At 59.9% G+C, this 13333-nt stretch carries 14 protein-coding genes; 10 read left to right on the plus strand and 4 right to left on the minus strand.

The window, feature by feature from the left end; genetic code table 11:
* Positions 1–235 precede the first annotated feature (235 nt).
* From adk to JIO00_RS05805, 6 genes are all read left to right on the plus strand, one after another.
* Positions 236–883, plus strand: a complete 648-nt coding sequence (gene adk, locus JIO00_RS05780; protein WP_010462894.1) for an adenylate kinase — start codon at positions 236–238, stop codon at positions 881–883.
* 93 nt (positions 884–976) lie between these two features.
* A complete protein-coding gene (tsaB, locus tag JIO00_RS05785) occupies positions 977–1651 on the plus strand; it encodes a tRNA (adenosine(37)-N6)-threonylcarbamoyltransferase complex dimerization subunit type 1 TsaB (protein ID WP_010462892.1) in 675 nt (224 codons plus the stop codon).
* 278 nt (positions 1652–1929) lie between these two features.
* Positions 1930–2235 (plus strand): hypothetical protein, encoded by a 306-nt coding sequence (locus JIO00_RS05790; protein WP_010462890.1) that lies wholly within the window; start codon positions 1930–1932, stop codon positions 2233–2235.
* Entirely contained in the window at positions 2235–3095 is an 861-nt protein-coding gene (locus JIO00_RS05795) for a DUF72 domain-containing protein (protein ID WP_102593523.1), read from the plus strand. Before JIO00_RS05790 ends, JIO00_RS05795 begins: the two co-directional genes overlap by 1 nt.
* A gap of 33 nt (positions 3096–3128) precedes the next feature.
* A complete protein-coding gene (locus JIO00_RS05800; protein ID WP_077748313.1) occupies positions 3129–3950 on the plus strand; it encodes an isocitrate lyase/PEP mutase family protein in 822 nt (273 codons plus the stop codon).
* Between the two features lie 2 nt (positions 3951–3952).
* The gene (locus tag JIO00_RS05805) at positions 3953–4648 is read left to right on the plus strand and encodes an extensin-like domain-containing protein (protein ID WP_077748314.1); all 696 of its coding nucleotides are present in this window, start codon (positions 3953–3955) and stop codon (positions 4646–4648) included.
* A gap of 16 nt (positions 4649–4664) precedes the next feature.
* Here JIO00_RS05805 and JIO00_RS05810 read toward each other — a convergent pair whose 3' ends face one another.
* A complete protein-coding gene (locus tag JIO00_RS05810) occupies positions 4665–5285 on the minus strand; it encodes an energy transducer TonB (protein WP_077748315.1) in 621 nt (206 codons plus the stop codon).
* 93 nt (positions 5286–5378) lie between these two features.
* Here JIO00_RS05810 and JIO00_RS05815 point away from each other — a divergent pair, with 93 nt between their 5' ends.
* Positions 5379–6161, plus strand: a complete 783-nt coding sequence (locus tag JIO00_RS05815) for a class I SAM-dependent methyltransferase (protein WP_010462878.1) — start codon at positions 5379–5381, stop codon at positions 6159–6161.
* 108 nt (positions 6162–6269) lie between these two features.
* On the opposite strand, the gene JIO00_RS05820 is transcribed toward JIO00_RS05815, so the two are convergent.
* Positions 6270–6914, minus strand: coding sequence for a TetR/AcrR family transcriptional regulator (locus JIO00_RS05820; protein WP_083374923.1), 645 nt, complete (start codon positions 6912–6914; stop codon positions 6270–6272).
* 93 nt (positions 6915–7007) lie between these two features.
* Between JIO00_RS05820 and JIO00_RS05825 the strand changes: the two genes are divergently transcribed.
* The 3 genes from JIO00_RS05825 to JIO00_RS05835 all read left to right on the plus strand — a co-directional run bounded on the left by JIO00_RS05825 (position 7008) and on the right by JIO00_RS05835 (position 12130).
* On the plus strand, positions 7008–8108 hold the full coding sequence (locus tag JIO00_RS05825; RefSeq protein WP_083374922.1) for an efflux RND transporter periplasmic adaptor subunit: 1101 nt from the start codon (positions 7008–7010) through the stop codon (positions 8106–8108).
* Between the two features lie 6 nt (positions 8109–8114).
* Positions 8115–11180, plus strand: a complete 3066-nt coding sequence (locus tag JIO00_RS05830) for an efflux RND transporter permease subunit (protein WP_200667790.1) — start codon at positions 8115–8117, stop codon at positions 11178–11180.
* Between the two features lie 560 nt (positions 11181–11740).
* Positions 11741–12130, plus strand: coding sequence for a DUF6124 family protein (locus tag JIO00_RS05835; protein ID WP_077748318.1), 390 nt, complete (start codon positions 11741–11743; stop codon positions 12128–12130).
* 69 nt (positions 12131–12199) lie between these two features.
* Here JIO00_RS05835 and JIO00_RS05840 read toward each other — a convergent pair whose 3' ends face one another.
* Positions 12200–12889 (minus strand): DUF4197 domain-containing protein, encoded by a 690-nt coding sequence (locus JIO00_RS05840; protein WP_010462869.1) that lies wholly within the window; start codon positions 12887–12889, stop codon positions 12200–12202.
* A 28-nt stretch (positions 12890–12917) separates the two neighbouring features.
* Positions 12918–13316 carry a YbaY family lipoprotein gene (locus JIO00_RS05845; protein WP_010462866.1) on the minus strand — a complete coding sequence of 133 codons (399 nt, stop codon included), beginning with the start codon at positions 13314–13316 and terminating at the stop codon, positions 12918–12920.
* Positions 13317–13333 lie beyond the last annotated feature (17 nt).

The raw sequence follows: 13333 nt of genomic DNA on the forward strand, positions 1-13333 counted from the left end.
AGGGGCTGAAAAGGTCTGACAAGCGACAGTTAATGACGGGGTTGCGACTAGGAGTACCCCGTCCCAAGGTCACGCAAGGCGCGGGTTTCTCCGACTTTCGGCGGCTTGTGTGGTCCGGGCCTGCTGTGTATCTTGATCAGCCTTTGGCCGTTTGGGCGGTCACGACCCTGTTTTTGAGATTGGCCCCACGAGGCGAATCCGTTGTTATCTATATAAAAAATTGAGGAGCACATCGATGCGCGTCATTCTGCTGGGAGCTCCCGGGGCCGGTAAAGGTACTCAGGCTAAGTTCATCACCGAAAAGTTCGGCATCCCGCAAATCTCCACCGGCGACATGCTGCGTGCCGCAGTCAAGGCCGGCACCGAGCTGGGCCTGATCGCCAAGAGCGTCATGGACAGCGGTGGCCTTGTGTCCGATGACCTGATCATCAATCTGGTCAAGGAACGCATCAGCCAGGCCGATTGCGCCAACGGTTTCCTGTTTGACGGTTTCCCGCGCACCATTCCCCAGGCTGAAGCCCTGGTGAAAGCCGGCGTCGAGCTGGATCACGTGGTTGAGATCGACGTCAAGGACGAGGACATCGTCCAGCGTATCGCCGGTCGTCGCGTGCATGAGGCTTCAGGTCGCGTGTACCACATCGTCTACAACCCGCCGAAAATTGCCGGTAAGGACGACATCACTGGCGAAGAGCTGGTACAGCGCAAAGACGATACCGAAGAAACCGTGCGTCATCGTCTCTCCGTCTACCACGCTCAGACCGAGCCTTTGGTGAAGTTTTACCAGGAGCTGTCCACCGCTCAAGGCAAACCGAAGTACAGCCACATCGAAGGTGTTGGCTCGGTTGAAGCGATCACCGGCAAGGTGCTTGAAGCGCTGAACTGAAAAGTCTGAATCGCTTCATCTTCTACGGCCCGCTTGCGGGCCGTAGTTGTTTATACTGGCGCACTTTTTCTGACCTCTCTTACGGAAACATCGATGAGCACCTTGCTGGCCCTGGACACCGCGACTGAAGCTTGCTCCGTTGCCTTGCTGCATGACGGCAAGGTCACGAGCCATTACGAGGTGATCCCGCGCCTGCATGCGCAAAAGCTGTTGCCGATGATCCAGCAGTTGCTCGCCGACGCCGGGACCACCCTGCAAGCGGTTGATGCCATTGCCTTCGGTCGTGGGCCGGGCGCATTCACCGGCGTGCGGATCGCCATTGGTGTGGTGCAGGGCCTGGCGTTTGCGCTGGATCGCCCGGTGTTGCCGGTCTCCAACCTGGCGGTACTGGCACAACGGGCTTATCGCGAACACGGCGTCAGCCAGGTCGCAGCCGCCATCGATGCGCGCATGGATGAGGTGTATTGGGGGTGCTACCGCGAAACGGCAGGGGAGATGCGCCTGGTCGGCAATGAAGCGGTGTTGGCGCCGGAAGTGGCCGCATTGCCGGCTGATGCCAGCGGCGAATGGTTCGGCGCCGGCACGGGGTGGGGGTATGCCGAGCGCATCGCTGTCAATCTGAGTGGGCAGGATGCAGGCATGCTGCCGCACGCCGAAGACCTGCTGACGCTGGCGCGGTTTGCCTGGGCGCGTGGAGAGGCAATCGTGGCGGACGAGGCTCAGCCGGTTTATCTGCGCGACAAAGTGGCGACGCCGAAAGCGCGTTGATCCCAATGCTGTTGTGGCGAGGGAGCTTGCTCCCGTTGGGTTGCGAAGCGACCCCAGGATTCCATCAGCAACACCGAGCCGGCAGGTTTTGCGACGGCTGCACAGCCGAACGGGAGCAAACTCCCTCGCCACAATGGACATTCCAACTGCGGCCAATCGTCGATTTATCCCCCGGCTTTTAAACCTTTTCGTATTTCTGTGTTCTAGTTATCACTCGGTGGTTTGCGAAGTGGGTTATGTGCCACTAAACTGCCATTACTGATACCGGACATGTACTTATGCGTATAGACGGCCTTTCCTCCCAGTCCTACCCCCTCAAGCGCAAGCCTCGCAAAGGCCCTGTGGCGGATGACGACTACGTCGATATCGACGGCGAGCTGGAAATCCCATCCGAAGAGCAAATGGCCGCCCGTGCCGCCAAGGCTTCCGCGCAACGCCTGAGCAATCTCCCGGCCCGTCAGCAAGACATGATCTACCACCGCGCCATGAGCAAAAGCGTCGCCACGGCACTCGCCAGCTACCTGAGCACTGCCGGTTTTGTCGATTGGGATACCGATGTAATGGGCCTCGACCTGTACATCTGATGCGGCTGCCTTATTACCTCGGCTGCCCGTCCTGGAGTGAAAACGCCTGGCGCGATTATCTTTATCCGCCAGATGCCAAGCCCGCTGACTTCCTGAATCTCTATTCCCAAGTATTCAACGCCGTAGAAGGCAATACGACCTTCTACGCGAGCCCGGCTGCCAGCACCGTGCAGCGCTGGGCCGAAATCATGCCCGAACACTTTCGCTTCACCGCCAAGTTTCCCGGCGACATCAGCCACGGCGGTGACCTGCGCGAGCAACTGACCGCCGCCGACACCTTCCTGCAATTGCTCAGCCCGCTCGGTGAACGGGTTTCGCCCCTGTGGCTGCAACTGTCGAAAAGCTTCACGCCACACCGATTGCCCGAACTGGCCGGCTTCATCGATGCACTTGAGCGACCGCTGGCCGTTGAAGTGCGGCATGACGAGTTCTTTGCCAAAGGCGATAGCGAGCGCCGGCTCAATCGTCTGCTGCTGGATCGGGGCGTAGAACGCATCTGCCTTGATCCGCGAGCCCTGTTCAGTTGCACGTCGACCGATCCTTCGGTCCTCCACGCCCAATCGAAAAAGCCCAGGGTGCCGCCACGTCCGGCAGCGTTTACCCAGTTTCCGCAGGTGCGTTTCATCGGCCATCCGCAGCTTGAGGCGAACGATCCGTTTCTGGAGCCGTGGGTCGAGAAAATCGCTTTGTGGATCGAAGAGGGCCGCACACCCTACATCTTCCTGCACACTGCCGATAACTTGCTGGCGGCCAAACTGGCGCAACGTTTTCACGCAAAACTGATGGTGCGTTTGCCTGGCTTGCCGCCGTTGCCTGAGCTATACAGAGAACCCGCCGCCGAGCAACTTGGCCTGCTCTGAGGCGGATTCGTTCCCCTTTTCAGGAGCCTGCCAATGGATGCGCAAACCCTTCGAGCCCAGGCGTTCAAAGCACTGCACGAACGCGAGGGCGCTTTTGTCATTCCCAATCCGTGGGACGCCGGCTCGGCGAAGATGCTCGCCAGCCTGGGTTTCGAGGCGCTGGCGACTACCAGTGCCGGTTATGCCTTTTCCAACGCACGCCCTGATGGAGGGTTGACGCTCGACGATACGCTGGCGAACGTGCGAGCGATTGTCGCGGCCACCGATCTGCCGGTGGCAGTGGATCTGGAAAACGGTTTTGCGGACGACCCGGCTGAGTGCGCACAAAGCATTTTGGCGGCCGCGGCGGCCGGTGCGGTCGGGGGCTCGATCGAAGATGCCACCGGTCATGAAGACGCGCCGATCTACTGTTTCGAACATGCCGTGGCGCGCATTGAAGCCGCCGTCGCAGCGGCTCGCAGCCTTCCTTTCCCTTTTATGCTGACCGCCCGTGCCGAGAATTTTCTGCACGGCAATCCTGACCTGGCCGATACCATTCGCCGTTTGCAGGCGTTCGCCGAAGCGGGCGCCGACGTGTTGTACGCGCCGGGGCTGCGCAGCGCTGAAGACGTGTTGGCGGTGGTCCGCGCCGTGGCGCCGAAACCGGTCAACGTGTTGATGTCCGGGGGGCTCAAATTGACGGTGGAGCAATTGAGCGAGATGGGCGTCAAACGCATCAGCGTCGGCTCGGCCCTGGCCTTGGCGGCCTACGGCGAGTTTTACCGCGCGGCCGAAGAGATCAAGACGTCGGGCACCTTTGGGTTCACGTCACGGTCGATGCCATATGCCAAGGCCAATCAATTGTTCAAAGGCTGACGATGCGGTTTCGGTGGTGGCTGTTGTTGATGCTGTTAATGATCGGTGCGGCGGGCGTGAGCGTCTGGCGCGGCTGGATCTCGCTGCCACCCCAGTGGAACCCTTGGGCGCCGCTGGACGTGAAGGCCGCCCCGAACTTTCTGACACGCTACAAACTGATGCGCCTGCGCGATGATCCGCAATTGTGTGATCAGGCCTTGAGCAGCTCCGGTTTACGCGTTGCGCATCAGGCCGACAGCCCCGGCGCGACGTGCCCATTGATCAACACCTTGCGTGTCCAGGGCGGCGATGTGGCGTTGAGCAGCAGTTTTCTCGCCAGTTGCCGTTTGGCGGTGTCGTTTGCCCTGTTCGAGCACCACGCCCTGCAACCCGCCGCGCAAGCGGTGTATGGGCAGCCTGTCAGCCGGGTCGATCATCTTGGCAGCTTCGCCTGTCGCAACGTCTATGGCCGCGAAAACGGCAGGCGAAGCCAGCACGCCAGCGCCGATGCGCTGGACATCGCCGGTTTCCGCCTGGCGGATGGTCGCTCCATCAGCGTGCTCAAGGATTGGCCCAAGGATAATCAGGACGCCCAGTTTCTGCGCCAGGTCCGCGATGGCGCCTGTGGCGTGTTCAGTGTGGTGTTGAGCCCGGACTACAACGCCGCCCATCGCAATCACTTTCATGTCGATGTCGGGCCGTGGTGGGTGTGTCGCTGAGGGCTTTTGTTGAAGGTCAGGCGGCGATGCGCAGATTTTGCAGGACGATCGGGCGAGCCCAGCCAGTATCGAAATCGAAGTGTTTTTGTTGCTCGACCAATTCTTCGGGGGAGAACGGCGGGAACGGTTTGTCCAGCAGGTCGAGTTCGAATTCGGCGATCGGCAAGTGCAGAGGACGCGGTTGTGGTGCCGGGCCGGCTTCTGGCGCAGGCTGACCGGCGGTGAGCACGATCGGCCGCACCCAGCCACTTTCAAAGTCTTGTTGCTTCTGCTGGGCGACGATTTCTTCAGCCGGGAACGGCGGGAAAGGCTTGTCGGCCAGGTCCATTTCGAACTCGGCAATCGGCAAGAACAGCGGCTCGGGTGGTTTGACTTCGGTTTCTTTCACATCGCATTCGCGTTGGCTGACGATGTGCGCCAGCAGTTCGCTGCCGACGGTCGGCTCCACCGGGCTTTCGAGATCAACCGGAGGAAACGTGCCACACGCCGGCACCACATCCGTCGACTGTTCGGCCAGGGCCTGGGCAAAAAAATCCTGCCACAGGTGACTGACGCCGCTCAGTGCCTGGGAATTTCGCAGGCCATAATCGCCATGACGCGATATGTAGCCTACGGATGTGGATTGAATGCCTGACATTTTTCTCGGTCGACGCTCAGCTCTGGCAAAATGCTCGTTAGTTTTGTTATCGGCCGTTTTTGCCGATCATTAATTTTTTGAGCGTGTTTTCCCATGATTGAGCAACCTGCGGCCTGCCGCATCCATGTCGAGGCCTCAGCCCCGGCGTTTCAGCCACAAGCCGAGCAGTGGGCCGAACGCCTGGGCTTGCCTTTGCACGTGGATGACGGCGAGTTTGCCTTGCAGGTGGGCGAACAAGGTTTGCAGCTGCAACAACTGGGGCCGGACGCACCGGGGCCGGTGCGGGTGGACTTCGTCGAGGGTGGCGCGGCGCATCGACGGTTGTTCGGCGGTGGCACTGGGCAAATGATCGCCAAGGCGGTGGGCATCGCCCAGGGCGTGCGTCCGCGTGTGCTGGATGCCACGGCGGGGCTGGGCAAGGATGCGTTCGTGCTGGCGAGCCTTGGCTGCGAGATGAGCCTGATCGAGCGTCAGCCGCTGATTGGCGCGTTGCTCGAGGATGGACTGGCCCGTGGCGCGGAGGATTTCGACGTGGCGCCAATCGTGGCGCGGATGAAGTTGCTCAAGGGCAACTCAATCGAGGTCATGCGCAACTGGGAAGGCGAGCCGCCGCAAGTGATCTACCTCGACCCGATGTTTCCGCACCGTGAGAAAACGGCGTTGGTGAAGAAGGAAATGCGTCTGTTCCGGCCGTTGGTCGGCGATGATCCCGATGCGCCGGCACTGCTCGAGGCCGCATTGGCACTGGCCAGCCATCGGGTGGTGGTCAAGCGTCCGCGCAAGGCACCGTGTATTGCCGGACCCAAGCCCAGTCATGCGCTGGACGGCAAATCCAGTCGGTATGACATTTATCCGAAGAAAGCGCTCAAGCCGTAAGACCGCGTTGCACCATTCGCGGGCAAGCCTCGCTCCTACAGGGCCTGCGTTAAACCTGTCGGAGCGAGGCTTGCCCGCGAAGGCGCCAGACCAGACAACCAAGCCTTATCAGGCTGTCTCTGGTCGATAAGCCCGCATAAACAACCCCACCACTTCCCGTACATGTTCCTCGGCCGCATCGCCCGTCACCGGCTCTCCGCAGCCATACAGCAAGCGGAAATTGCCCGCGCCCTTGAGCAGGCAGAAGAAATGCTCGGCCGCATTGCGCGGTTTATCGATGCTCAACGCGCCGCTCTGATCAACCTTGGTCAGCAACCGTTCCATGCCATGCAACATGCGTTGCGGCCCGGCCTCGAAGAAGATCAGTGAGAGTTTCGGGTCCTGGCTGCCCAAGGCCATTATCAGCCGATGCAGGTTCACCGATTCATCGCTGTTGATCAGCTGGTGAAAGCCGCGTGCGATGTTCAGCAGCACCGTTTCTACCGAAATGCCATCCGGCAACTCGAAAAACAGCGTGGGCAACTGCTCTTCGCACTTGGCCATCACGGCGGCGGAGAACAGCGTCTCCTTGTCGTTGAAATGGCTGTAGACCGTCAACTTCGACACGCCGGCTTCAGCCGCCACGGCATCCATGCTGGTGCTGGCGTAACCATTACTCAGAAACAAAATTTTCGCCGCATCGAGGATGGCCTGGCGCTTGGCCAGATCCTTGGGGCGGCCCGGGCCGTTGGGTGCTGAAAGATTGTTCGACATTCTTCGCTTTAATACTGGACTGGTGAGTTTGCTATTAATAACATACTCGCCAGTATAATTATTCCAAGCACCATTAGCGAAAGGTCCTTCACCATGTTCCGCTATGCCTTGCCCCTCGCGTTGCCAGTGTGTCTGGCGTTTTTATTGTCTGCGTGTGGCCACGAAGAGGCGCCGAAAACCACTGTCCGCCCGGCCATGGTGGTGCAGCCAGAGCCTTCGGCCCAGGCAATGGAAAGCTATCCGGGTGAAGTGCGGGCTCGTTATGAGCCGGACCTGGCGTTTCGCATCGGCGGCAAGGTAAGTCGACGACTGGTAGAAGAAGGGCAGCGGGTCAAGGCCGATCAGCCTTTGGCCGAACTCGATCCCCAGGACGTGCGCCTGCAACTGGAAGCCACCCGTGCCCAAGTGGCCGCCGCCGAGGCCAATCTGAGCCTGGTGCGCGCCGAGCGTGATCGCTACAAGACGCTGATGGACCGTCAGATGGTCAGCCGTTCGCAGTACGACAACGCCGAAAACCTTTACCGATCCGGTGAAGCACGCCTCAAGCAAATCAAAGCCGAATTCAACGTCTCGACCAATCAGGCCAGCTACGCGGTGCTACGAGCGCCCCAGGATGGCGTGGTGGCCAAGCGTGCGGTGGAAGTCGGGCAAGTGGTGGCGGCCGGGCAAACCGTGTTCACCCTCGCCACCGATGGCGAGCGTGAAGTGTTGATCAGCTTGCCGGAGCAGAGCTTCGGCCGCTTCAAGGTCGGCCAGCCCGTCTCGGTAGAACTCTGGACCCAGCCCGATCAGCGTTTTGCCGGGCGCATCCGTGAGCTGTCGCCGGCTGCCGATCCAAAGTCCCGCACCTTCGCTGCCCGGATTTCATTCACCGGCGGCAAGGTCCCGGCCGAACTCGGCCAGAGCGCCCGGGTGTTCGTCCAGACAACTGACGTGATACCGCTGTCCGTACCGCTATCGGCACTGACGGCGGAAAACGGCGCGACCTATGTCTGGGTCGTCAGTGCCAACAATACCTTGAAGAAAACCCCGGTCCGGGTCGGTGCCTTCGGCGAAAAAACCGTCCCGGTGCTCGAAGGCCTGAATGCCAGCGACTGGGTGGTGGCCGCTGGCGTCCATGTTTTGCTTGAAGGGCAGCAAGTGCGCCCGGTGGATCGCTCCAACCGCGTGGTCAATCTGGCGGACAAGGAGTAATCCCCGATGGGTTTCAATCTTTCCGAATGGGCGCTGCGCAATCGCCAGATCGTACTGTTCCTGATGCTCTTGCTGGCCGTCGTCGGCGCGCTTTCCTACACCAAGCTCGGCCAGAGCGAAGACCCGCCGTTCACCTTCAAGGCCATGGTGATCCGCACCAACTGGCCGGGCGCCACGGCGCAGGAAGTCTCGCGCCAGGTCACCGAGCGCATTGAAAAGAAACTGATGGAAACCGGGGAATACGAACGCATCGTGTCGTTCTCCCGTCCGGGCGAATCCCAGGTGACGTTCATTGCTCGTGACTCCCTGCATTCGGTGCAAATACCGGACCTTTGGTATCAGGTTCGCAAAAAGGTCAGTGACATTCGGCATACGTTGCCGCCGGGCATCCAGGGGCCGTTTTTCAACGATGAATTCGGCACCACCTTCGGCAATATCTATGCGCTGACCGGCGATGGATTTGATTACGCGGTGCTCAAGGATTACGCCGACCGCATTCAGATCCAGCTGCAGCGGGTGAAGGATGTGGGCAAGGTCGATCTGCTCGGGCTGCAAGACGAGAAGATCTGGATCGAACTCTCCAACGTCAAACTTGCCACGCTCGGTCTGCCATTGGCCGCCGTGCAGCAAGCCCTTGAAGAGCAGAACGCGGTGTCCACGGCCGGGTTCTTTGAAACCACCAGCGAGCGATTGCAGCTACGGGTCTCGGGGAATTTTCAGACAGTCGATGAGATCAAGAACTTCCCGATCCGCGTCGGTGATCGCACTTTCCGTATTTCCGATGTGGCGGACGTGCGTCGCGGCTTCAACGATCCACCGGCGCCGCGAATGCGCTTCATGGCGGAAAACGCCATCGGTCTGGCCGTCGCGATGAAGGACGGCGGCGACATTCTGGTGTTGGGCAAGGCGCTGGAGATCGAGTTTGACCGCATCCAGAAAAACCTTCCGGCCGGCATGCAGCTGCGCAAGGTCTCCGATCAGCCCGCAGCGGTGAAAACCGGTGTCGGCGAGTTCGTTCAGGTGTTGGTGGAGGCCCTGGCGATTGTGTTGCTGGTGAGTTTTTTCTCCCTAGGTGTGCGCACCGGCATGGTGGTGGCGCTGGCGATTCCGCTGGTGTTGGCGATGACCTTCGCCTGCATGTATTACCTAGGCATCGGCTTGCACAAGATTTCCCTCGGCGCGTTGGTGCTGGCCTTGGGCTTGTTGGTCGACGACGCGATCATCGCCGTGGAAATGATGGCGATCAAAATGGAGCAGGGCTTCGACCGCATCAAGGCCGCCAGTTACGCCTGGACCAGCACCGCGTTCCCGATGCTTACCGGCACGCTGATTACCGCCGCCGGATTCTTGCCCATAGCCACGGCGCAATCGGGCACTGGGGAATACACGCGCTCAATCTTCCAGGTGGTGACCATCGCGTTGCTGGCTTCGTGGATTGTGGCGGTGGTGTTTGTGCCGTACCTGGGGGAAAAACTCCTGCCGGACCTGGCGAAGATTCATGCCGCCAAACATGGCACGGGTCAGCCCGACCCTTATGGCACGCCGTTCTATCAACGGGTCAGGCGCTTGGTGGAGTGGTGCGTGCGCTGGCGTAAAACTGTCATCGTGCTGACCGTGGTGTTGTTCATCGGCTCGATCGTGCTGTTCCGCTTTGTGCCGCAACAATTCTTCCCGGCCTCGGGTCGGCTCGAATTGATGGTCGATCTGAAACTCGCCGAAGGCGCGTCCCTGAGCAACACCGCCGACGAAGTCAAACGCCTTGAAGCCTTGCTGAAGGATCACGCCGGTATCGACAACTACGTGGCCTACGTCGGCACCGGTTCGCCACGTTTCTACCTGCCGCTGGATCAGCAACTGCCGGCGGCCAGCTTTGCTCAGTTTGTCGTCCTGGCCAAGACCATTGAGGAGCGTGAAACCCTGCGCACCTGGCTGATCGAAACCCTCAACGAACAATTCCCGGCCTTGCGCTCTCGGGTCACACGCCTTGAAAACGGTCCGCCGGTTGGCTATCCGGTGCAGTTCCGGGTGACCGGTGAACACATCGAGGAAGTCCGCGCATTGGCCCGCAAAGTGGCGGCCAAGGTTCGCGAGAACCCGCACGTGGCGAACGTCCATCTGGACTGGGAAGAACCGAGCAAAGTCGTCTACCTGAACGTCGATCAGGACCGCGCCCGGGCCTTGGGCGTGAGCACGGCGAACCTGTCGAAGTTCCTGCAAAGCTCCCTGACGGGGTCCAGCGTCAGCCAGTACCGCGAAGACAACGAGTTGATCGAGATCCTGCTGCGCGGCACCCTGCATGAGCGCACCGAACTGTCGTTGTTGCCGAGCCTGGCGGTGCCGACCGACAACGGCCGCAGCGTCGCGCTGTCGCAGGTCGCGACGCTGGAATATGGCTTTGAGGAAGGCATCATCTGGCACCGTAATCGCCTGCCGAACGTGACGATTCGCGCCGACATCTACGGCAAGGAACAGCCGGCGACGCTGGTGCAGCAGATCTTGCCGACCCTCGACCCGATTCGCGCCGAATTGCCGGACGGTTACTTGCTGGACGTCGGCGGCACGGTCGAAGACTCGGCCCGTGGCCAGAACTCGGTGAAGGCCGGCGTGCCGCTGTTTATTGTGGTGGTGCTGACCTTGCTGATGCTGCAACTGCGCAGTTTCTCGCGCACGGTGATGGTGTTCCTGACTGCACCGCTGGGTCTGATTGGCGTGACGCTGTTCCTGATGGTGTTTCGTCAGCCGTTCGGTTTTGTCGCGATGCTCGGGACCATCGCACTGTCCGGGATGATCATGCGTAACTCGGTCATTCTGGTGGACCAGATCGAGCAGGACATCGCCGCCGGGCTCAAACCGTGGCAAGCAATCATCGAAGCCACGGTGCGACGCTTCCGACCAATTGTGCTGACCGCGCTCGCGGCGGTACTGGCGATGATTCCGCTGTCTCGCAGCGTATTCTTTGGGCCAATGGCGGTAGCGATCATGGGTGGGTTGATCGTGGCGACGGCACTGACATTGCTGTTTTTGCCGGCGTTGTATGCGGCGTGGTTCAGGATCAAGAAAGAGTCGGTGTAATCTCGGCGGCCTTCGGGCCGCCCGCTCTCTTGCTGACGTTCACCGCTCTAAATTGTGGGAGCGAGCCTGCTCGCGATGGCGTCGTGTCAGGCAATACATTTCGCAAATGGACGACCGCTTTCGTCGGAACGCCGCCCGGAGCCGGCTCGCTCCCACAGTTAATCTTCTGAATACAAATACCGTGTACGACACAAAACCCTGTGGGAGCGGGCTTGCCCGCGATGGCGATCTGGCAGGCGACTATGTTTAAAGATCTGCCAAAACATCAGAACCTTCCCACGAAATTTTCAGGTTGTCTGTCGGAAGCGCGATCTCTAGGCTTTTGGGTGTCGCTGCAAAAAGCAGCGACCGGGTTTCGCAGCCCGGTTAAACTTCAGACGCACAGCGTCCACCATCCGAAAGCGGGCGTTTTTTTATGCCTGTGTTATGGCGGCTGTGCGCGGGAGATCTTCGGGTCTGCCGGGTTCCTGAAGTCCCGGTCTGCGAACCTGCGTACAGCTGCCACCTTATGTTCGTTTCGCAGCGAACGGTGACAGCTCCACTACTTCAGGAGTTACACGATGATTAAAGACAGCCCAAATCCTCCAGACACGGAAGCAGAACTGGAAAAAGAAACCGACCCGGTTTCCCCTTACGCCTTTCTCGATTCCAAAAAACTCCACGACGCGGCAATTCGCGCTCTTGATCACTATTTGGCGCCACCACCCGAAAAAAAGGCTAAAGCTGACCGTCGTCCCAGCTCGGTTTTCGTCATCGCCCCCAACGTTGATTCCGAAACCCTTTTGGCTCACGCCTGCGAAACCCTCGCTTCGGCAAATGTGATGGCCAGTGAGTTAGCCTTCGGTCTGAACGGACCGACATGCAATCTTATGTTGGCGGTTCAACAGATGATTTCGCTGGCGGAGTTATCGGTAAATCGCGTTCTGGATCAGGTTGATCCGCACCAGTAGCGCAAACGGAAAAAGCCCACTGACCTGTAAAGACCAGTGGGCTTTTTTGCGAGTTTCAATTGCCTGGAATTAAAGCGTACCAAACACCTTCTTCGCCAGACTCGTCGCCGCCGCCGCAGGGTTCTTGCGAATGGCTTCTTCCTGCTTGCCGATCATCTCGAACAAGCCGTTCAGTGCCTGCTCGGTCACGTAGCTTTCGATGTTGGCGTTCTTGGTATCCAGCACGCCCATGGTCGCTGCCTGGCCTGCGAAGGTGTTGTATTGCTTGGCCAGGCCGACCTGGTCGGTGGCTTGTTTCACGATCGGCAGAAACTTGACCCGAATCTGTTCACGGCTGGTTTTGCTCAGGTACTGGGTGGCCGAGTCGTTGCCGCCGCTGAGAATCCCTTTGGCGTCATCGACGCTCATCTTCTTCACGGCATCCACCAGTATTGGCTGGGCCTGGGTCACGGCGGTTTCGGCCGCTTTGTTCATGCTGGTTTCGAGCTCAGTGACCTGATCGCCCATGCCGAACTGTTTCATTTTGCTGGCGACTTTGCCCAGTTTGCCCGGCAGTTCGATTTTCACGTCCGGGTTGTTGCTGAAGCCGCCTGGCGTGCCGAGTTGTTTGACGGCCAGTTGCGCGCCTTGGGTCAGGGCATCCTTGAGGCCACCGGTGGCGTCTTTTTGCGACAGGTCATTGAGCGACAGCGCCAGTGCGCTGGCGGAGATCATCAAGCCTGCACACAGGCCGGCAAAGCGAAGGGTAGGGCGGAGCATGGCGGCTTCCTTGTTCAAAAAAGAGACATTAGCGAATGGCGTCGACGCGGATTTTCAGTGGCTGCGGATCGCTGCCATCCAGCTGTACGGCGTGGTGTTCGGTGGTGATGAACATCAGTTTGCCGCCGACTTCGATGCGCGCGCTGACGGAGTAGCGATGGCCGGGTTTGACCTGGGCCGGATCGTAACTCAGATGAAACGGCAGCGGCACCTGGCCTTTGACCGGGCCTTTCTGTTCGTCGAGGACCACGGCAGGTGCATCGGCCAGGGACACGTCCTGCAAGCTGACGCTTAAGGTGGCACTCGGTGGCAGGGCAATGCGTTGCAGGTAGAAGACTTCGCCATCGAGGGCGGTTTTAGCGGCGGGTTGCATCGTCTGACAGGCGCCCAATAAAGTGGTCATTGCCAACAAAGAGAGTTTTTTCATCGCCGATCTCCGGTCAA

Origin of the sequence: Pseudomonas sp. SW-3, assembly GCF_016615645.1 — a bacterium.
In the GTDB taxonomy this organism is placed as follows: Bacteria; Pseudomonadota; Gammaproteobacteria; order Pseudomonadales; family Pseudomonadaceae; genus Aquipseudomonas; species Aquipseudomonas mandelii.

Coding starts and splice junctions, on each gene's coding strand:
- adk (WP_010462894.1), top strand. CDS start 236: ATGCGCGTCATTCTGCTGGGAGCTCCCGGGGCCGGTAAAGGTACTCAG.
- tsaB (WP_010462892.1), top strand. CDS start 977: ATGAGCACCTTGCTGGCCCTGGACACCGCGACTGAAGCTTGCTCCGTT.
- JIO00_RS05790 (WP_010462890.1), top strand. CDS start 1,930: ATGCGTATAGACGGCCTTTCCTCCCAGTCCTACCCCCTCAAGCGCAAG.
- JIO00_RS05795 (WP_102593523.1), top strand. CDS start 2,235: ATGCGGCTGCCTTATTACCTCGGCTGCCCGTCCTGGAGTGAAAACGCC.
- JIO00_RS05800 (WP_077748313.1), top strand. CDS start 3,129: ATGGATGCGCAAACCCTTCGAGCCCAGGCGTTCAAAGCACTGCACGAA.
- JIO00_RS05805 (WP_077748314.1), top strand. CDS start 3,953: ATGCGGTTTCGGTGGTGGCTGTTGTTGATGCTGTTAATGATCGGTGCG.
- JIO00_RS05810 (WP_077748315.1), bottom strand. CDS start 5,285: ATGTCAGGCATTCAATCCACATCCGTAGGCTACATATCGCGTCATGGC.
- JIO00_RS05815 (WP_010462878.1), top strand. CDS start 5,379: ATGATTGAGCAACCTGCGGCCTGCCGCATCCATGTCGAGGCCTCAGCC.
- JIO00_RS05820 (WP_083374923.1), bottom strand. CDS start 6,914: ATGTCGAACAATCTTTCAGCACCCAACGGCCCGGGCCGCCCCAAGGAT.
- JIO00_RS05825 (WP_083374922.1), top strand. CDS start 7,008: ATGTTCCGCTATGCCTTGCCCCTCGCGTTGCCAGTGTGTCTGGCGTTT.
- JIO00_RS05830 (WP_200667790.1), top strand. CDS start 8,115: ATGGGTTTCAATCTTTCCGAATGGGCGCTGCGCAATCGCCAGATCGTA.
- JIO00_RS05835 (WP_077748318.1), top strand. CDS start 11,741: ATGATTAAAGACAGCCCAAATCCTCCAGACACGGAAGCAGAACTGGAA.
- JIO00_RS05840 (WP_010462869.1), bottom strand. CDS start 12,889: ATGCTCCGCCCTACCCTTCGCTTTGCCGGCCTGTGTGCAGGCTTGATG.
- JIO00_RS05845 (WP_010462866.1), bottom strand. CDS start 13,316: ATGAAAAAACTCTCTTTGTTGGCAATGACCACTTTATTGGGCGCCTGT.